Here is a 19,209-nt window from a genome sequence, read left to right as displayed (position 1 = left end):
CGACGATCTGATGATGGTCCGTAAGGTGCAACGAGTCTAGCAGTTTCACCGCACTTGGCAAGCAAGGCGCGCGTGCCGAATGATGACCAATGGCCCCACAAGTCCCGGCAGCGGACCCCGACAGCACAACGCCCGGAGGACCGGGCGTTGCTTTGCTGCACGCAAACCTTGAGCTTAACCGTAGCGCCCTTCGATGTAGTCCGCCGTCTGCTTGTGGGTCGGCGTCACGAACATTTCCTGCGTCAGCGCGTGCTCGACGACCTTGCCCATGAGCATGAAAATACACTCCTCGCTGGCACGGCGGGCTTGCGCCATGTTGTGGGTGACGATCAGGATCGTGTACTGCCCGCGCAGCTCCCAGAGCAGTTCCTCCACCGCCTCCGTGCCCTTCGGGTCGAGCGCCGAACAGGGCTCGTCCATCAGCAACAGCTTCGGCTTCACCGGCAGCAAACGTGCGATACAGAGCTTCTGCTGCTCCTCCAGTGATAACTCGGTGGCCTTGCGCTTGAGTCGATCCTTGACCTTGTCCCACAGCAGCACGGTGCGCAGCGACTCCTCGACGATCTCGTCCGCGGTGCCCTGGTGCACATCACCGCCACCCTTGGCGTGCAGGCGATGGCTGAAGAGAATATTGTCGCGAATGGAAATGGGTAGCGGATTGGGGCGCTGAAAGACCATCCCCACCTGCTTGCGCACCTGAATCAGCTCGACACCCGGGTCATAAATATTCTGCCCCATGACGTCGATGCTGCCCTCGATGCGCACGTAGCCGAGACGTTCGTTGATGCGGTTGACGCTGCGCAGGTAGGTACTCTTGCCGCATCCCGAAGGGCCGATCATCGAGGTGATCATGCCTTGGCGGATGCGCAGGTCCACATCGTACAGAGCCTGAAAGGTGCCGTACCAGAGGTTGAGTTTCTTGGTATCGATCGCGTATTCTGGAACTGGCTGCAGCAGCGCTGCGGCTTGGGCGACGGTCATCTCGGTGTGTCCTTCTTAGACATTGTTTCAATCCGGCGGACGCCGTGGCCTGCTCCGCCTCGACTCCCCGCCACGTGAGGCGAGCGATGGCATCGTCGCAAGACCGATCGACTTCCGCATTTCGGCAAAGTGCTGCGCGCGGAGGCCCGGAGGCACCTCTGCTGCCGCAACACAGCAGAGATCCCCTTGGCCGGGCTCAGCCGAATCGTCCCTCCACGTAGTCGCGGGTGCGCTGATCCTTCACTTCACCGGTGAACAGGTCCTCGGTGATCCCGATCTCGACGCACTCGCTGTCCAGGAAGAACGCGGTCCGGTCGGCCAGACGCCGCGCCTGTTGCACCAAATTGGTGACCAGGATGATGGTCACCTCCTGGCGTAGTTCCTTGAGCACATCCTCGATGCGCATGGTGGTCACCGGATCGACGGCAATCGAGAACTCGTCGAGCATCAGCAGATCGGGCTCCTGCGACAGCGCCCTGGCGATCGTCAGCCGCTGCTGCTGGCCACCGGAGAGCAAACTGCCAAGTGCGTTCAGGCGATCCTTGACCTCGTCCCAGAGCGCCGCGCGAGTCAGGCAGCGCTGGACGATCACGTCCAGTTCGGCCTTGTTCGTAATCCCCCGCCAGCGCGGCGACAGCGCGACGTTGTCGTACACCGTCATCGGCAGGCCGACCGGCAGCGGAAAGACCACACCGATGCGGCTGCGCAGGGCGTACACGTTGTTCAGGCGGCGCGTGTCCAGGTCGTTGAAGCGCATCTCGCCGTCCACCCGCATTCCCGTGGTGAACATGTCCATGCGGTTGATCGCCTTGAGAAACGAAGTCTTGCCGGCGTTTGCCGGACCGATGATGCCGAAGATTTCGTGCTCGCGAATCTCCAGATTGACATCCCGCAAAGCGACGGCATTGCCGTAACGGATCGTCAGATCCTTGACCTGCAGTTTGATCCGGGCCTCGGCGGGATCGGCATGATCGTTGACCGTGATCGGCTTCAGAGCTGTTTGACTTACCATTTTTTCTTTCCCCTCAGCCACATGCGGAAGGCGATGGACGCACTGTTCATCAGCAATACCAGGCCAATGAGCACCAGCGCTATCCCGAACGGAATCTCGTCGGCGATCCCCGGCACCTGGGTGGCAGCGACGAACAGGTGCAGCGACAGGGCCATGGTCTGGTCGAACACGCTCTGCGGCAGAAACGGTGTGAAGAACACGGCGCCGGTAAACATGATCGGCGCGGTCTCGCCAGCGGTACGCGAAACCTCCAAGATCACGCCGGTCAGAATGCCGGTGATCGAGTTCGGCAGCACCACCTTGCGGATGGTCTGCCAGCGCGTCGCGCCCATGTTCCAGCACGCCTCGCGAAACGCTTGTGGCACCGCCTGCAAGGACTCGCGGGTGGCGACGATGACCACCGGCATGGTCATCACCGCCAGCGTCAGGCTGGCCGCCAGGATGCTGGTCCCGAAACCGAAGAAGATGACGAAGGCGCCGAGCCCGAACAAGGCATGGACGATCGACGGGACACCGGCCAGATTGATGATTGCCAGGTTGATGGCGCGCGTAAACCAGTTGTCGCCCGCATACTCGCTGAGGTAGATCGCCGCACAGACGCCGATCGGAACCGACAGCATCAGCGCCACTACCACCAGCCAGACGGTGCCCAGCAAGGCCGGCAGAACGCCGCCGGCGCGCATGCCATCGGTCGGCGCGGTGAACAGGAACTCCCAGGAGATCACGCCGCCGCCCTTGTACACCAGCGTCCCCAGGATCAGGAGGACCGGCGCGATCAACATCAGGGTCATCAGACCGAAGAGCATTCGATACAGAGCCTGGACCCGCTCGTTGCGCTGGTTCAGGCTCGAGGCCTGAAACATTACTGCGTTAGCCGTTGTCATTTTCTACCCTTTGCGGATGCCACGCACGATCAGGTCGGCGGTCAGGTTGACGGTGAAGGTGACCAGGAACAACAGGATACCGATGGTAAACAGCGCCTGGTAATGCTCGCCACCGACCACCGTTTCGCCCAACTCGGCAGCGATGGTGGCGGTCAGCGCGCGCACCGAATCGAATATGCTGTCCGGGATGTTTACCGCGTGACCGGTGGCCATCAGAACCGCCATGGTCTCGCCGAAGCCGCGGCCGACACCAAGCAGCACGCCGCCCAGCAGACCATTTTTGGCTGCCGGCAGGACCACCTTGTAGGTCACCTGCCAGCGCGTCGCGCCCATTGCCTCGGCCGCCTCGCGGTAACGATCCGGAACCGCCTTGAGGGCATCCTCGGCGATCGAGGTCATGATTGGTGCAGCCATCAAGCCGAGGATGATGCCGGCATTGAGCACACAAAGACCCACCGGCACGTCGAACCACTTGATGATCAGTGGGTTCATGATCACCAGCCCGATGAAGCCCCAGACCACCGAAGGGATCGCCGCCAGCAGCTCGACCAATATCTTCAGCGTTTCACGGGTCTTGCCGCTGGCGAACTCGGCGATGTAGATCGCCGCGCCCAGCGAAAACGGGATCGCCACCAGCATTGCCAGCCCGGTGACGCTGGCTGTCCCGGCGATCAGCGCCAGGATGCCGTATTCCGGGTCGTCGGCGTCGCTGGGCGACCAATAGGGGGTGAGGAAGAACTCGTGAAAGTTCATGTGCTCGAAGATGAAGCCGACACCTTCCTTGGTGACGAACACAAAAATTCCCAGGACGAAGATGATCGCCGAGATGCCGCAAACGAAGACGATCGCCTGCACCGCCTTGTCTAGATACCAGTCGAAATCGCGACGGTCGAAGGCGCCGGCCCCAGTGGTGCTGTTGGCCATGTCAGTCGGCCTCCTCGCCCCGCAGGGTGGTTATCAGGTTGCTCACCTGCACGGCGATCTCGCGAGTCAGGTTCTCGTAACGCTCACGCCGCTGCTCCTCGGGAAGCTCCGCCGCCACGCTGCCGCCGACATCCCACTCCAACGCCGCGGTGTGGAACGGGATGTTGTCGACGTACGACTTGACCGGACCCTGCAGGCTGACGATGACGTGAAAGTCGGCAAGATCCCGGAGGCTCAGATTCATTGCCTTGGGCTGATGGCGGGCCAGATCGACACCCGTATCCTGCAACAGGTTGACCATCTCCGGCGCCATCGCGCCGGCCTGGCGGCCCAGACTGCGGTATTCGCCGCCCTCGGGAAAATTCTTGCGGGCGACGGTCTCGGCAATCGGGCCGAGCAGGGTGTTGTCCTCGTCGAGGAAGAGAATGCGAAAGACCTTGTTCGCCTTGCTCTGGCCGGTCACCGCGAATACCGTTTCCTCGCAGATGTTCTTGGCCTGGTCCGAGACGCGCTCGAGCGAGTTGAAAACCCCCAGGTAGGCGAAGAGATCCTCGATGCTGAAGTTCTCCCCCTCAGTGACCAGATCGGCGAAGACCACATCGAAGGTCCGCTCGACCTGATCAGCCATGATCATCGTCGCCTTCGCCTTCTCGGCGTTGCCATCAATGAATCCGCATACCGCCTGCTTGAACATCTGCCGCGACTCGCCGGCGAGCAATTCGACCTCGCGCTTGATCAGCGCGTCCGGACGCTTGGCCAGATGTACCGATTCGCGGGCGATGGTCACCGCGTAGTCGCCGACGCGTTCCAGCGCGACGTTGGCGTGAATCATCGCCGTGATCAGGCGCAAATGCCCGGCGCTCGGCAGGTGCACGCCGATGAAAGCGTGGCACATCTTGTCCAGTTTGCGGTTTTCGGCGTTGATCCGCTGATCGCCGAGGACGGTGGCGTAGGCCAGTTTGTCGTCGCCGCTCAGCAGCGCGCGCACCGCGGTACCGAGGGCATCATCGACGCGCTTGGCCAGCAGGGTCGCTTGTTCTTTGATTCGGGACAGGTCTCGCTCGAGACGTTCTTCATAGTGACTCATCGGTTGCGGCTCCCCACAGCGCGTACGAACAACAGCTAAAAAAACGGGCACGAGGAGATCCTCGTGCCCGGACTCGAGAATGACTTACTTGCAGGTAACCTTCTTGACCGGCGCGTAGCCTTCCTTGGCGAGGATGCACTGGCCGACGTCGCTCATGATCCAGTCCATGTATTTCTTGACATCGTCCTTCGGCTTGCCATCGGTGTACATGAACAACGGCCGGGCGATCGGATAGGTACCGTCGAAGGCGGTGTCCTCGGTCGGCTTGACGCAGGGCTTGCCTTTTTCGGTCGCAATGCACAGCGTCTTGAGATGCTCGGTGGCGTAGGCCAGGCCGCTGTAGCCGATCGCGCAGGGGGTCTTCTCGACCAGATCGGCGACGTCCTTGGAGCCGTGCATGTCCAGCGTACCCTGACGGAACTTGCCCTTCTCGCCCAGCACAGCCTCCTGGAAGTAGGCATAGGTTCCCGAGTTGTTCTGGCGGCTGACCACCACGATTTCGTTTTTGCAGCCCGGAATGGTGATCCCCAGATCGCTCCACTTGGTCGCGCCGCCGTCACGGCCGTAGATCTTCGCCAGCTCCGGAATGCTGATCGAATCCAGCGGGAACTTCTTGTTCACGAAAATGGCGAGGGCGTCGTAACCGACGACGTTCTCCACCGGATGGTGACCTTTGGCCTCGGCCTCCTTGATCTCCTTGTCCTTCATCTTGCGACTGGCGTTGGCGATGTCCACGGTGCCATTGATCAACGCTGCAATGCCGGTGCCGGAGCCGCCACCAGAGACGGCAACGGCGACGTTAGGGTTGATCTTGCCGTATTGCTCGGCCCACGACTGGGCCACATTGACCAGGGTATCCGACCCCTTGTTCTGAATTTCGGTTCTTGCGGAAGCGGTGCCTGACGCCAGGGCGGCGGCGACGGCAAGGCTGAGGCTCAACAACATCGATTTCGAAGTCATTTGGGATTCTCCAAGGAAGGGAAATTTTTTTGAGGTCTTTAGACGTAGATCAAAGACTTCCGGTAAGGCGCGGCACAACTGAAGGGCACAGGTTAGCAGAAATAATCGTTCTGACAACCCCGGAAACGGAAAAAAAACGCCGAAAAGATCATAAAAAACTGACCAGATCCGCAGAAAAAACTCGCTGTCGCCCTACCATCAATTATCATACCGATCGCATCTAGCATGGCATATGCTTCTTACATGTTTCAAGCTCAGATATAGTAAGCCTATGCTTTTACGTTTGTTTTTCTCCAATATAGAATGCTATATGGCTTTTGCTAACTACATCCATGTTTGAAGTGCAGATTTATACTTGATAATACATATAATACACACCAACCCGTTTAGCACGGCCGGGTATATAATGCCTTTCTTGATATCAAGACTGAAGATTTACCTCATTAACTGGCCGCCCAAGGACCACAGCGAGGATCCAAATTTTGTTACATCAATCACTTAAACGAGACTGGCTCGCATCGCACGGATCGACGTTATTTTCCCTGCTTTTGACACGCATCATGGCCATGGCATTTTTCCATGGGGCGCTAGAAAGTGCTTTCCGACCGGCCCGGATAGCGAGCTTCTGATTCATCATCGGCGGTATGCGAAACGCACAAGCCGAGAGTGATTCGGAGGCCTGGATTGGACGCGTCAAGCAGCCAGAGGGAGTACCCCGTACAGGCCCAGGCGCGCAGCGATGAGCGTTTTTGTGCACCTGGCGGGCACCGGCAGGCGGTAGACAAGACGCCCGAGCGGCGGCATTTGGCGCCGTTGGCCCCCTTCGCACGCCGTCGCGACGGCAGAGAGGTACATCGCGCTGCGGGATGGCCGGAAAGAAGGAAGCACAGGGAAAAACACGGACTGACGGGAAGCCGTCTTGTGGTTGCGCCCGCGAGCTCGGCGCCAAGCGCCGCGCGCGCGCCGGGCTACTTGCTCAGCAGCCGCATCCCGCGCTCCAGCCCGTCGAGGGTCAGCGGAAACATCCGGCCGCCCATCAGGTTATGGATCAACGAGGTTGACTGGCGGTACTGCCAGGCATGCTCCGACTCGGGGTTGAGCCAGATCGCATGCGGCCAGGTGTCGGTTAGCCGGCGGAGCCAGGTGGCGCCGGGCTCGGCGTTGTTGTACTCGACGCTACCCCACTGCTGCAACAACTCGTACGGACTCATCGCCGCGTCGCCGACGAAGATCAGCTTGTAGTCGTTGCCGTACTTGTGCAGCACGTCGTGGGTGGCGATGCGCTCGCTGTGGCGGCGACGGTTGTCTTTCCACAGGAATTCATAGACGCAGTTGTGAAAGTAGTAGTACTCGAGGTGCTTGAACTCGCTGTGGCAAGCCGAGAACAGCTCCTCGCAGACGCGGATATGGTCGTCCATCGAGCCGCCGATGTCGAGGAAGAGCAGCACCTTGACGGCGTTGTGGCGCTCCGGCCGCAGATGCAGGTCGAGCCAGCCGGCGTTACGTGCGGTACCGGCGATGGTCCCTTCGAGGTCCAGTTCCTCGGGCGCGCCCTGGCGGGCAAAGCGACGCAGGCGACGCAGCGCAAGCTTGATGTTGCGGGTGCCCAGCTCGACACTGTCGTCGAGGTTACGGTACTCACGCTTCTCCCAGACCTTGACCGCCGAGCGATTTTCGCTCTTGCCGCCGACGCGGATGCCCTCCGGATGCGTGCCGCCATGGCCAAAGGGAGAGCTGCCACCACTGCCGATCCACTTGCTGCCGCCGGAATGGCGCTCCTTCTGCTCGGCCAGGCGCTGCTTGAAGGTTTCCATCAGCTTGTCCCAGCCGAGTTTTTCGAGCTTCGCCCGCTCGGCATCGGTCAGGTGTTTCTTCACCGCTTGCCGTAGCCACTCTTCGGGAATCATCCCGTCCATCCCCGGCAAGGCCTCGATGCCTTTGAAATACTCGCCGAAGGCCCGGTCAAACTTGTCGAAGTGGGTCTCGTCCTTGACCAGGAGCGCGCGGGCGAGAAGGTAGAAGTCGTCGATGCTGTGCCCGATGACGTGCTGCTGCAGGGCCTCGAGCAGATCAAGGAATTCCCTGATCGACACCGGCAGCCGGTTGGCCTTGAGATGGAGGAAAAAATCGATCAGCATCGTCCCTCTCGCTCACTGTGTTTCAGTCGGCAGACCAACAACGACGAGCGCCGCTCAGCGGTTCTGGCGCGCCATGAAGATCAAGCGCTCGAAGAGATGAACGTCCTGCTCGTTCTTGAGAAGCGCGCCGTGCAAGGGCGGAATCGCGCTCTTCTGGTCCTTGCTGCGCAGCGCCTCGGGGGAAATGTCTTCGGCGAGCAGCAGCTTGAGCCAGTCGAGCAGTTCCGAGGTCGAGGGCTTCTTCTTCAGGCCAGGGATTTCGCGCAGTTCGAAGAAGACTTCCAGAGCCTCGCGCAACAAAGCCGGCTTAAGACCCGGAAAATGGACGTCGACGATGCGCGCCATGGTCTCCCGGTCGGGGAACTTGATGTAATGGAAAAAGCAGCGGCGCAGGAACGCGTCGGGCAACTCCTTCTCGTTGTTCGAGGTGATGAACACCGCCGGCCGATGGCGGGCGCGAACGTTCTGGCGCGTCTCGTAGACAAAGAACTCCATGCGGTCGAGTTCGCGCAGCAGGTCGTTGGGAAACTCGATGTCGGCCTTGTCGATTTCGTCGATCAGCACCACCGACGGCGTTTCGCATTCGAAAGCCTGCCACAGGACGCCCTTGACGATGTAGCTGCCGATGTCCGCGACCTTCGCCTCACCGAGCTGCGAGTCACGCAGGCGGGAAACCGCGTCATACTCGTACAGCCCCTGCTGCGCCTTGGTGGTCGACTTGATGTGCCACTGGAAAAGCGGCAGGCCCAGCGACGCGGCCACCTCCTCGGCAAGCATGGTTTTGCCGGTACCCGGTTCCCCCTTGATCAGCAGCGGCCGCTGCAGGGTAACGGCGGCGTTGACCGCCAGCGTCAGGTCGCCGGTGGTGACGTAGCTTTCGGAGCCGGAAAAGCGCATCGGGACTTTCCTCGCGAAGGGTCATGACGGAAACGACAGATTGCCTGGGACGCAATGAGCAACGGCCAACGCGCCGGAGAGCGGCGGGGCAATGGCTGCCGCTGGTTGCCCCCGACTTCGCTACCGATTCTACCCGCAAAGACTGCGGCCATGCTTGGCGGTGGCGCGTCAGGCGCCAGCGGCGCGGCGCACGCAGTCGAGGTAAGCCACACCATCGATGGCCCCACCTTCGCGCTGGGCGCGCCAAAGCGCCTCGCCAAGACACTCGAGGATCGCATGTTCCGCGTCATGGACTTCAAGACGCGCGCGCAGCAGCTGGTAGGCGGCACGAATCCCGCGCGGCTGGTCGATGCTGATCTGTTCGGCGACGGCCAGGTGCAGCGAAAGATGGAGAAAGGGGTTCATCTGCCCGCTCTCGGGCGTGAACTCCTGCTCAACGGCCAGCGCCGGGTTTTCGAGCAGGGCATGATATTCAGGATGATGCTCGATCAGATCGGCGGCCACCACCTCGGCGCCTTCGAGAATCGAACGCTGACGGTGTTTGCGCCAGGCTTCGCAGAAGAACTGCCGCACCTGCTCACGGCTGGGATTGAACATCGGACCTCCGGACTGCGCTGCTGATGATGGCAGTGACGACAGCATTGTGCGGCAGGCGGTTGCCGACCGCCGGGTCGGCAGCGACCGTAGCCAGCCCGGCGACGCTCTGGCGCATGTCCACCGCCGCCTGAGGCCGGCGCATCGCCCACGCCAGGCCTTGCCCCGACCTGACCGGCTCGGCCAGGGTCACCGATTTGTCGGCATTGGCCGCGATGATCGCAATCATCTGCTGACTGCAGTCGGTGAATGCCAAGCGAGCATCAGCCGTAGAGCCGCCGCTTTACTCATCGACCAGCACCGTGCACGGCGAGGCCAGCGGCAGTCGTGTCTGCTCGCGACGCCCTGCCGGCAGGGCCTTGATCAGACCGTCGAACGCACTCTGGTCACCCAGTCTGAGCAACTCGTAAGGACGGCTGCTGGTCACCGGAGACGGAGCACCGAGCCGCTGCCAACCGCAGGAAACGCCGCCATCGACATGCGCCCCGGGCAAGCGGACGTTGCACTGCGCCGCCAGGCGAGCGGCCTGCCAGGCGAGCGGGTCGCTGCACCCGACGCTGCCAGCGAAATTGCCGCCGAAACGCGCCCTCGCCGGATCGCCCCAGCCACTCGGAAAACGGCTGCCGGCATCGGTTTTGCCCAACGCCCGACTGAGCGCTTCCTCGGCCAGCCGCGGCAACGGATCATTGCCCGAAACCAGCGCGCTGGCGACATTCATCCGGGCATCACGCCGAAGAGAACGGTTTTTTCCGGCCAGGCACAGAGATCGGCAATGTCGCAGCGCCAGCACTCCGGCTTGCGCGCCTTGCAAACGTAGCGCCCGTGCAGGATCAGCCAGTGGTGGGCCGATTGCCGAAACTCGTCGGGCACCACTTTCAGCAGTTCGAGTTCGACGGCCAGCGGCGTCTTGCCGGCGGCCAGTCCGGTGCGGTTGGCCACTCGGAAGATGTGCGTATCAACGGCAATCGTCGCTTCGCCGAAGGCTGTGTTGAGCACCACGTTGGCGGTCTTGCGGCCGACGCCGGGCAGCGCTTCGAGCGCAGCACGCGTGCGCGGCACCTCGCCGCCATGCACTTCGAGCAGCTGCCGACAGGTGGCGATGACGTTTCTCGCCTTGCCCTGATAGAGGCCGATGCGGTTGATGTAGCCGGCCAGCCCCTCCTCGCCCAGGGCCAGCATCGCCTGCGGCGTCGGCGCATCGGCGAACAGTTTCCGGGTCGCCAGGTTGACGCTCTTGTCGGTCGCCTGCGCCGACAGGATGACCGCGACCAGCAGCTGGAAGCTGGAGGCATACTCAAGCTCGGTGGTCGGCTGCGGATTGGCCGAGCGCAGCCGGGCAAACAGCTCCTGGCGGTGCATGCGGTCCATCGGAGGCGCCTCGGGCACCACTCAGGCGCCGTCGGCCAGCGCCATCGCTGACCCCTGCCCGGATCCGGGATCCGGCTTGCGCGCAGCGGCACGGGCTTCGACCCAGTTTTTCCAGGCGATCAGGCAGCCGAGCAGGATGAAGGCGCCGGGTGGCAGAATGGCGAGCAGGAAGCCGGGATAGTCGGCCGGCAGCAGCTGTAGCCCCTGCAGCGATGGCAAGACCATCTCGATACCGGAGAACAAGGTGCCGCTGCCGATCAGTTCGCGCAAGCCACCGAGCAGAGCCAGCGTCCACAGCAGGCCGACGCCCATGAACAACCCGTCGAGCAGTGATTGCAGGGGGGGGTTCTTGTTGGCGAAGGCTTCGACGCGCGCCAGGACGATGCAGTTGGTGACGATCAGCGGGATGAAAATACCGAGCACCAGATACAGCTCATGGAAGTAAGCGTTGAATACCAGGTCGACGACGGTCACCAGAGCGGCAACGATCAGGATGAACACCGGGATGCGAACCTCGTGCGGAATCAGGTTGCGCAGCGAAGCGACGGCGACGTTGGCTACCGCCATGACGATGATCGTTGCCAGCGAGAGCATCACGCCATTGACCAGCGAGGTGGTGATGGCCAGTAGCGGGCACAGGCCGAGGAGCTGGATCAGGCTGGAGTTCTGATGCCAGACCCCGTTGTCGATGATCTGGCGGAATTCTTCACGATTGATCACGGGCTTCCTCCTTGGCTGGCTGCCGGGATTGAAACAATTGCTGCTGATGCGCGGCGATGTACTGCAGCGCCTTGTGCACCGCCTTGACCACCGCGCGCGGTGAAACGGTCGCGCCGGCGAGCGAATCGAAGCGCCCCTGGTCCTTTTTGACCCGCCACTCACGATCGCTCACCGACGTCAGCGACAGGCCGTCGAACTGGCTGATCCACGGGCGCTCCTTGTTCCTGTCCTTTCTCGGGTCGATATAGTCGCCGAGCCCGGGCGTCTCCTTGTGCTGCGTCACACGCACGCCGACCAGCGTGCCGTCAGCTGCCACCGCCAGCAACAGGCGGATCTTGCCGGAATAACCATCGGGCGCGACCGCCTCGAAGATCAAGGCGCTGGGTGCACCACCCTTGCGCGCCAGATACGCTGTCGACACCTCGTCGAGTCCCAGCGCCGCACTTGGCGCGAGCTGCCGGCTATCGTTCAGCAAGTCGTTATCGTACAGTTCGCCGGGCAGCACTTCGCCAATCAATTTCATTTTCTCGTCAGCCGCTGCCGCCTGGATGGCCGGCTCGGTCCACCGGAAAGCAAGCGCCAGCAGGCTGGTGAACGCCACCACGAAGACGAACAGGACGATGGCCGTACGCACGGCCATCTTCGCCGCGCTGATCGGCTTGACGGGCGGCGTCATTTCTCGTTCTTCAGGCCGAAGATCGGCGGCTGCGAGTACATGTCGATCAGCGGCACGCAAAGATTCATCAGCAGCACGGAAAACGCGACACCGTCCGGAAAGCCGCCGAAGACGCGGATGATGTAGGCGATCAGCCCGGCCAGCAAACCGAAGATCAGCTTGCCCTTCGGCGTCGTGCATCCCGAGACCGGGTCGGTGACGATGAAGAAGGCGCCGAGCATCGCGCCGCCGGAGAACAGGTGGAAGAGCGGACTGGCGAACTGCTGCGGATTCCACGCCCACAGCGCCGCCGCCAGTAGCGACAGACCGACCAGGAAACCGAGCGGCGCCTGCCAGGTGATGATCTTGCGTTGCCACATCCACAAACCACCGAGCAGATAGCCGCCAGCGACCCACTCCCAGCCGCGCCCGGCGACGGCGCCGAAAACGTCGCGCGTGGCCAGCAGCGTGGCCACGTCGACCGTTCCCTCACCGAGCTTCAGGGCGGTCTTCATCGCGTCGAGCGGCGTCGCTCCGCTCATCACGTCGATACGCGGAACGAGACCGGCAATCAGCTGGAACTGGTCGGCGAAAGACACGTCGAAACCGAGCGGCGGCCACTGCGACATCAGGGCCGGAAAAGACACGATGCAGGCGGCGAAAGCGACCATCGCCGGGTTGAAGGGATTCTGGCCGAGGCCGCCGTAGAGGTGCTTGGCGACGACGATGGCGAACAAGGTGCCCACCACGATCAGCCACCAGGGGGCCAACGGCGGAAAACTCAGGCCGATCAGCCAGGCGGTGACGATGGCGCTGCCATCGGTCAGAAACAGGCCCAAGGGCTTGCGCCGCAGCTTGAGCATCAGCGCTTCTCCGGCCAGCGCGGCGAGCGTCGCAATCACCAGCTGCACGATGATGATCGGGCCGATCAGCCAGGCGTAGACGGCAATCCCGGGCAGCAGAGCGAGCATCACCTGCAGCATCACCCGCCGTACGCTGCTGCGCTCGAGGAGCAGAAAAGGGGGCGTGCTGAAGTCCATCATTCCGCCGGGCCCTCGGGCCTGGTTACCCGTTCCGGCGCTGCGGCAGCAGTTGCCGATTCCGCCGCTTGCAGCGCAGCCCTTCTCGCATCGACGGCGGCAAGCTGTCTCTTCTGTTCGAAGCTCAGTTGTTCGGTGTTTTTTGGCTGCACCGCCGCGCGTTGCGCCCGCGCGCGTTCCATCGCCGCAACGATGGTCGCCTTCTTGACCGCTTCGGCATCGAAGGCCGGGGCGACTGGCGTGGTGGGTGCTTTTGGTGTCGCTGACACTGCTGGTGTCTCTGGCTCTGCTGCTGTCGCCGGTGCCACTGGCGTCACCGACACCGTCTCCTCGACCGCAGTCGCCGCCGAGGGGGTGGCGGCTGGGCCGGCCTCGGGGGCGGCGCTGGCCGCCGAGTCCGCTTCGGCAACTGCGTTGGCGACCTTGGCTGCTGCCGCAGCGGCGGCGGCTTTTTTCTCGGCCGCTCGGGCGGCAGCGGCCCTGGCCAGGCGCTCCGCCTTCTCGGCCTGTTCGCGCTCCTCGCGTGCATTGCGCAGTTCGAAGCGCGCCTTGGCAGCGTCCGCGGCGTTCTTTTCCCGTTCGCGCGACCAGATTTCGCTCTTGGCGAAACGAAAATACTGCACCAGCGGAATGTGCGAAGGGCAAACGTAGCTGCAGCAGCCACACTCGATGCAGTCGAAGATGTGATACTCCTGCGTCTTACCGAAGTTGCGCGCCCGCGCGAACCAGTACAGCTCGAAAGGTTGCAGTTCGTGTGGGCAGACGTCGGCACAGGCGCCGCAGCGGATGCACGGCATCTCGGGCGGGTTGGCCGGAAACATCGTCGGCGAACCGGCGATGATGCAGTTGGTCGCCTTCACTACCGGCGCCTCCAGACTGGGCAACTCGAAGCCCATCATCGGCCCGCCCATCAGGTAGCGATCGGTGTCGGCTTTCGCTTTGCCAAGCGCCACCAGATCGCGCAGCGGCGTGCCTAGCCGCACTTCCCAGTTACGCGGCTGCTCGAGGTTGCCGGTCAGCGTGACGATGCGCGAAATCACCGGCTCCCCGTGCGCCAGCGCCCGATAGGCGGTATAGACGGTAGCGACGTTGAAACACTGCACACCGAGATCGGTCGAGCGCTTGCTGGCCGGGACTTCCTTGCCGGTCAGCACGCGAATCAACTGCTTGGCACCACCCGCCGGGTAGCGGGTGGGAACCGCGACCACCTGGTAGTCCTCGCCGAGCTGCTGCACCGCTTGCTGCATCGCCGCAACGGCCGCCGGCTTGTTGTCCTCAATGCCGATCAGGACGCGCCTGGCCGCCAGCAGATCGCGGAAGATGGCGATGCCGCGAATGATTTCCTCGCCACGCTCGCGCATCAACATGTCGTCGCAGGTCATGTAGGGCTCGCACTCGGCACCATTGATGACCAGCTCGTCGACCGGCACCGCCTCGGCGGCGGTGAGCTTGGCGTGACTCGGAAAAACAGCGCCGCCGAGGCCAACGACGCCAGCGTCGCGCAGCATCTCGCGCACCCGCTCGGGCGGCAGGCTGCGGTGGTCGACCGGGGTACGAGCGATCCACTGGTCACGGCCGTCAGGCTCGATGACCACGCTCAGCGTCGGCAGGCCGGAAGGATGCGCGGCGATATGGTCCTCAATCGCCAGCACGGTACCGGAAGTGGGCGCGTGAGCGGCGGCCGACACCCAGCCGTCGGCACCGCCGATGGCCTGCCCCTTGAGGACCCGATCGCCGACTTCGACCAGCGGGTTGGGCACACCACCGATGCTCTGGTGCAGCGGCACGACCAGGCGTGCCGGCAGCGGGGCCTGACCGATCGGCTCCTGCACCGAGGGCGTCTTGCGGGTCTCCGGCTTGACGCCTCCCTTGAAGCTGAACAGTCGCTGCAGCATGGCGGTCGTCTCAGGCGGCACGCTTGATTTCGATCACCGGGTATTTCCACTTCCAGTTGTCGAGGTTTTCGCTAACCGGCACCATGTAGATACACTCGACCGGACAGGGTTTGACGCACAGCTCGCAACCGGTGCACAGCGGTTCGATGATGGTGTGCATCTGCTTGGCAGCACCGACGATGGCGTCCACCGGGCAGGCCTGGATGCACAGCGTACAGCCGATGCAGGTCTGCTCATCGATGATCGCCACCTGTTTCGGCTTCTCCTCCGCCTCCAGCGGCTTGACTTCACGGCCGAGCAGGTCGGCGAGCTTGCGCACGCCATCCATGCCGCCCGGCGGACACAGGTTGATGTCCGCTTCGCCCGCCGAAATCGCCGTCGCGTAGGGTTTGCAGCCCGGGTAACCGCACTGACCGCACTGCGTCTGCGGCAGAATCGCGTCGATCTTCTCGACCAGCGGGTCGCCCTCGACCTTGAACTTGATCGAGGCATAACCCAGCGCGGCGCCGAGCACGACGGCGCCGAGCGCCATGATCGCGATGGTGATCATCATTGGTAGCGATCCAGCCCAGCGAAACCCATGAAGGCCAGGCTCATCAGCCCGGCGGTGACCATGGCGATCGCCGTTCCCCGGAAACAGGCCGGCACATCGGCGCCCTCGACGCGTTCACGAATGCCGGCAAAAAGAACCAGCACCAGCGAAAAGCCGATGGCGCTGCCGGCGCCGAAGAGCAGCGACTCGACGAAATCATGCTTGTTGGCGATATTCAGCAGGGGCACGCCGAGCACGGCGCAGTTGGTGGTGATCAGCGGCAGGTAGATACCGAGCACCTGATGGAGCAGCGGGCTGGTCTTCTGGATCACCATCTCGGTGAGCTGGACGATGGCCGCGATGGTGACGATGAACGACAAGGTGCGCAGGTATTCGAGCCCGAACGGCATCAACAGGTAGTGATCGATGATGTAGCTGGCACCGGTGGCGACGGTGAGCACGAAGGTGGTCGCCGCCCCCATGCCAAAGGCCGTCTCCAGCTTCCGCGAGACGCCCATGAACGGGCACAGGCCGAGGATCTTTACCAGGACGACGTTATTGACGAGGACTGCCCCGACGATGATGAACAGGTAGGTGATCATGGTTTGCGTAGGCAGTGGGCAGCGCAGTCCGGAGCGGACCGATTATCCTGTGCCGAGTGAGTGCATTCAACCACGTTATGAGTAACGCCTTCCGTCCTCAGGCAGCGCGCTGCCGGGCGATTGCGGCAGCCGCCTCGGCAACCAGCTCCGGGCCGCGGTAGATGAAGCCCGAGTAGAACTGGACCAGGCTGGCGCCAGCGGCAATCTTCGCTGCTGCGTCGGCCCCGTTGATGATGCCGCCGACGCCGATGATCGGCACTTCGCCGGCCAGCGCGGTGGCCAGCTTGCCGACCACGGCGGTGGACATCGCCAACAGCGGCGCTCCGGAAAGGCCGCCCGCCTGCTCGGCATTCGGCAGCCCCTCGACACCGACCCGCGAGACCGTGGTGTTGGTAGCGATGACGCCGTCCACCCGGTGCTTGCGCAAGAGATCGGCGATCGCCTGGATCTGTTCGTCCGCGAGGTCGGGAGCGATCTTCAAGGCCAGCGGCACGTACTTGCCATGGCGGTCGGACAGCCTGCCCTGCGCTTCCTTCAGGCTGCCGAGCAAGGCATCGAGCGCCTCGTCCTGCTGCAACTCGCGCAGGTTCTTGGTGTTCGGGCTGGAAATATTGACCGCGACGTAGCTCGCCGTCTGATAGACCCGATCCAGGCACAGCAGGTAATCGTCGGCCGCCTTTTCGATCGGCGTGTCGAAATTCTTGCCGATGTTGATCCCCAGCACACCGCCCCAGCGGGCGAATTTGGCGGTGGCCACGTTGGCCAGCAGCTTCTCGACGCCATCGTTGTTGAAGCCCATGCGGTTGACGATCGCCTGCCGCTCCGGGATGCGGAACAGGCGCGGCTTCGGATTGCCCGGCTGCGGACGCGGGGTGACCGTGCCGACCTCGATGAATCCGAAACCCTGGGCGGCGAGCGCATCAATGTGCTCGCCGTTCTTGTCCAGGCCGGCAGCCAGGCCAACCGGGTTGGGAAACTCGATCCCCATCACCTGCACCGGGTCTGGCGGCACCGAACGTGCCAGCAGACAGGAGACGCCAGCGGCATTGACGAAGTCGATGCCAGCCATGCCAATGCCGTGTGCGGTCTCGGCATCGAGCGCGAAGAAGAACTTGCGAAGCAGGGGATAAATCATCGCCGCATTTTACCGCATCGCAGCATGCGACGCTCGGCGGGCAGTGCTCGTCTTTATCGGTTTACTCTGCGGCCAGCGGTTTGTCCGAGCATCTGGCGCCGACGGCGCCTTCCTGCGAAAGCACTCGAACGCAAGCCCCGGCCAGCCGTCGTCTCGGCGTTCACGCCAACCCACGGTGACAAGACTGCCCAGTGTGCCTTCGATCGTGCTGTGGTGGTGGTTGCTGGCCGTTCGGCCAACCACCAGCAACAAGACCCGCGCCCGCTCCATCTGTTGCCGACCAGCCCTATCGTGGTCTGTCAGTGTTCGCCATTCGCCGGTGCCGGCTGCTTGTGCGGATAACGCATAGCCCCGGCTGCGCCGTCTGTGCGAACCCCAAAGTGAGGCTTGATTGGCCATCGAACGCCGCACCCGGAGGAGCGGCGTTGCTCGGCAAATGCCAACTACGCTCGCCGACGACGTGAGTAGGCAAGGCCGATAAACCCCAGCCCGAAAAGCGCGAGGGCGCCAGGTTCAGGCACCGCGTTGCCGTTGACGTTGGTGTTGACGGAGCGATTCGCACAAACATCGCTGGCGTTCGCGGAGGTGGATTGGGTCAGATACCAGCAACCTGTCTCGGTCCTGGCGTTGCTGCCGATGCTGCCGTCACCGATGGCCAGGACGTCGCTGGCACTGAATTGTCCCGGCCCGGTTCCGCCCAGAAACGTGTCCCACAGGGGAACAAAGGAACCTGCACCGTTGAATTTATGCGTGGCAAGTGCGGCCGGGGTGGTCAGTAGGTTGGATTGCTGCAGATCCAGCAACACGCCGTCAAGATAGATCGCGAAATGATGACTCGCATCGGTCGTCAGTTCGATGCGCGTCCAGTCGGTAATGGCATGCGGAAGGGCGAAGTTGTATGAATAGCTCCAAGCGTAATAGTCCTTGAAGATGGAGATATTGTTGGTGCCGAGACCAATGCCCAGGTTGTAGCCGCCAAGGCCGACAAAGGTATAGGCGCCACCCCAGTAATAGCTCGGCGTTGCCGGCTCGCTTTCCTGGACCTTTACGTCCCAGGTCAGCCTCCATGGCAAGGCGTCGTAGGTCCCAGCGGCGGGCGTCCTGGTGTAGTAGCTGTAGTTCTGGAAGTTTACGTTGACGTCGTAGGGCATGGTGTCCCACGCCAAAGTACCGTTGGCCGAAAAGACTCCTTCACCGATGTTTGATCCGTTGTTCGTCCACCCTTGTGCGGATGGCAGAGTGTTCAGCCCCAAGGCGTAGTCAATTGGGGTTGCCGACGCCGGCGCGGTGAGCAACAGGCCGCTTGCGAGAGACAACAGTCCGGCGGCAAATTTGGGTTGACAACGCATGTCGATCTCCACGATAAATGGCGTTTCTCTCAGCAAATAGCGTGCCATTAATTAAATTGATGGCAAAACAATAAGTTGAAAACGCTTCTGTAGTCCGACTGTAAAATTTTTCGACATTTTGGTCGTCGAGGGCGCGATCGAGCTGGCGTAAGCGCCCAAGCATGTGGCATCGAGCAGGCGACTTTCTGCCCATGGCTGCCTTCGGCGAGGGGAAGGTATGCCAATCCGCGGCATTCGGCCTTTGTTCTGGCGGGGCAGCGCTGTAACTCCTGGAGAGTGTCGGAGCCTTGCGGAGGCATGGGCGGCCCCCTCGACCCGAGGTCAATGATCCGCCAGAAGCATCAGGGTCAGCAGTGCATCGCAGGAGAGTACATCGGGGTCAGTACATCGGGGTCAGCAGTACATCGGGGTCAGTGCTAACAATCCAACATTTTTT

Annotated in this window: 20 protein-coding genes; all 20 read right to left on the bottom strand. The window is 62.5% G+C overall.

The genetic code is table 11. The features are described from left to right. Positions 1–174 precede the first annotated feature (174 nt). The 20 genes from RUW20_RS11530 to RUW20_RS11435 all read right to left on the bottom strand — a co-directional run bounded on the left by RUW20_RS11530 (position 175) and on the right by RUW20_RS11435 (position 18,821). Positions 175–981: a phosphate ABC transporter ATP-binding protein gene (locus tag RUW20_RS11530; RefSeq protein ID WP_313952365.1), complete on the bottom strand. Its 807-nt coding sequence runs from the start codon at positions 979–981 to the stop codon at positions 175–177. A gap of 196 nt (positions 982–1,177) precedes the next feature. Further along, a complete protein-coding gene (locus tag RUW20_RS11525; protein WP_313952364.1) occupies positions 1,178–1,993 on the bottom strand; it encodes a phosphate ABC transporter ATP-binding protein in 816 nt (271 codons plus the stop codon). Further along, a complete protein-coding gene (gene pstA / locus RUW20_RS11520) occupies positions 1,987–2,856 on the bottom strand; it encodes a phosphate ABC transporter permease PstA (protein WP_313952363.1) in 870 nt (289 codons plus the stop codon). Before pstA ends, RUW20_RS11525 begins: the two co-directional genes overlap by 7 nt. 24 nt (positions 2,857–2,880) lie before the next feature. Continuing rightward, on the bottom strand, positions 2,881–3,801 hold the full coding sequence (gene pstC / locus RUW20_RS11515) for a phosphate ABC transporter permease subunit PstC (protein ID WP_313952362.1): 921 nt from the start codon (positions 3,799–3,801) through the stop codon (positions 2,881–2,883). A 1-nt stretch (position 3,802) separates the two neighbouring features. After that, positions 3,803–4,888 (bottom strand): PhoU domain-containing protein, encoded by a 1,086-nt coding sequence (locus RUW20_RS11510; protein WP_313952361.1) that lies wholly within the window; start codon positions 4,886–4,888, stop codon positions 3,803–3,805. An 84-nt stretch (positions 4,889–4,972) separates the two neighbouring features. After that, entirely contained in the window at positions 4,973–5,848 is an 876-nt protein-coding gene (locus tag RUW20_RS11505) for a PstS family phosphate ABC transporter substrate-binding protein (protein ID WP_313952360.1), read from the bottom strand. A 968-nt stretch (positions 5,849–6,816) separates the two neighbouring features. Further along, a complete protein-coding gene (locus tag RUW20_RS11500) occupies positions 6,817–7,986 on the bottom strand; it encodes a VWA domain-containing protein (RefSeq protein ID WP_313952359.1) in 1,170 nt (389 codons plus the stop codon). A 54-nt stretch (positions 7,987–8,040) separates the two neighbouring features. Then, a complete protein-coding gene (locus RUW20_RS11495) occupies positions 8,041–8,883 on the bottom strand; it encodes a MoxR family ATPase (RefSeq protein ID WP_313952358.1) in 843 nt (280 codons plus the stop codon). A 168-nt stretch (positions 8,884–9,051) separates the two neighbouring features. Then, a complete protein-coding gene (locus RUW20_RS11490; protein ID WP_313952357.1) occupies positions 9,052–9,480 on the bottom strand; it encodes a DUF1841 family protein in 429 nt (142 codons plus the stop codon). Further along, entirely contained in the window at positions 9,461–9,706 is a 246-nt protein-coding gene (locus RUW20_RS11485) for a hypothetical protein (RefSeq protein WP_313952356.1), read from the bottom strand. Before RUW20_RS11485 ends, RUW20_RS11490 begins: the two co-directional genes overlap by 20 nt. Positions 9,707–9,760: 54 nt before the next feature. Further along, positions 9,761–10,195 carry a hypothetical protein gene (locus RUW20_RS11480; RefSeq protein ID WP_313952355.1) on the bottom strand — a complete coding sequence of 145 codons (435 nt, stop codon included), beginning with the start codon at positions 10,193–10,195 and terminating at the stop codon, positions 9,761–9,763. After that, positions 10,192–10,845 carry an endonuclease III gene (gene nth, locus RUW20_RS11475; protein WP_313952354.1) on the bottom strand — a complete coding sequence of 218 codons (654 nt, stop codon included), beginning with the start codon at positions 10,843–10,845 and terminating at the stop codon, positions 10,192–10,194. The genes RUW20_RS11480 and nth overlap by 4 nt, the downstream gene beginning before the upstream one ends. Before the next feature lie 21 nt (positions 10,846–10,866). Next, complete coding sequence (locus RUW20_RS11470; RefSeq protein ID WP_313952385.1) at positions 10,867–11,562, bottom strand: electron transport complex subunit E; 696 nt, start codon at positions 11,560–11,562, stop codon at positions 10,867–10,869. Continuing rightward, on the bottom strand, positions 11,552–12,241 hold the full coding sequence (rsxG, locus tag RUW20_RS11465; protein ID WP_313952353.1) for an electron transport complex subunit RsxG: 690 nt from the start codon (positions 12,239–12,241) through the stop codon (positions 11,552–11,554). The genes RUW20_RS11470 and rsxG overlap by 11 nt, the downstream gene beginning before the upstream one ends. Further along, positions 12,238–13,260: an RnfABCDGE type electron transport complex subunit D gene (locus RUW20_RS11460; protein ID WP_409559348.1), complete on the bottom strand. Its 1,023-nt coding sequence runs from the start codon at positions 13,258–13,260 to the stop codon at positions 12,238–12,240. The genes rsxG and RUW20_RS11460 overlap by 4 nt, the downstream gene beginning before the upstream one ends. Continuing rightward, the gene (rsxC, locus tag RUW20_RS11455; RefSeq protein WP_313952350.1) at positions 13,260–15,155 is read right to left on the bottom strand and encodes an electron transport complex subunit RsxC; all 1,896 of its coding nucleotides are present in this window, start codon (positions 15,153–15,155) and stop codon (positions 13,260–13,262) included. Before rsxC ends, RUW20_RS11460 begins: the two co-directional genes overlap by 1 nt. 10 nt (positions 15,156–15,165) lie before the next feature. Further along, on the bottom strand, positions 15,166–15,708 hold the full coding sequence (rsxB, locus tag RUW20_RS11450; protein ID WP_313952349.1) for an electron transport complex subunit RsxB: 543 nt from the start codon (positions 15,706–15,708) through the stop codon (positions 15,166–15,168). Further along, positions 15,705–16,289 (bottom strand): electron transport complex subunit RsxA, encoded by a 585-nt coding sequence (rsxA, locus tag RUW20_RS11445; protein ID WP_313952348.1) that lies wholly within the window; start codon positions 16,287–16,289, stop codon positions 15,705–15,707. The genes rsxB and rsxA overlap by 4 nt, the downstream gene beginning before the upstream one ends. A gap of 97 nt (positions 16,290–16,386) precedes the next feature. After that, positions 16,387–17,424: a quinone-dependent dihydroorotate dehydrogenase gene (locus tag RUW20_RS11440; RefSeq protein ID WP_313952347.1), complete on the bottom strand. Its 1,038-nt coding sequence runs from the start codon at positions 17,422–17,424 to the stop codon at positions 16,387–16,389. A gap of 443 nt (positions 17,425–17,867) precedes the next feature. Continuing rightward, the gene (locus tag RUW20_RS11435; RefSeq protein ID WP_313952346.1) at positions 17,868–18,821 is read right to left on the bottom strand and encodes a PEP-CTERM sorting domain-containing protein; all 954 of its coding nucleotides are present in this window, start codon (positions 18,819–18,821) and stop codon (positions 17,868–17,870) included. Between the last annotated feature and the right edge of the window lie 388 nt (positions 18,822–19,209).

This window comes from Accumulibacter sp. (assembly GCF_032229525.1).
Lineage (GTDB): Bacteria > Pseudomonadota > Gammaproteobacteria > Burkholderiales > Rhodocyclaceae > Accumulibacter.
Note: the sequence above shows the minus strand (reverse complement) of the source record. Positions and strands in the feature narration are given on the sequence as shown.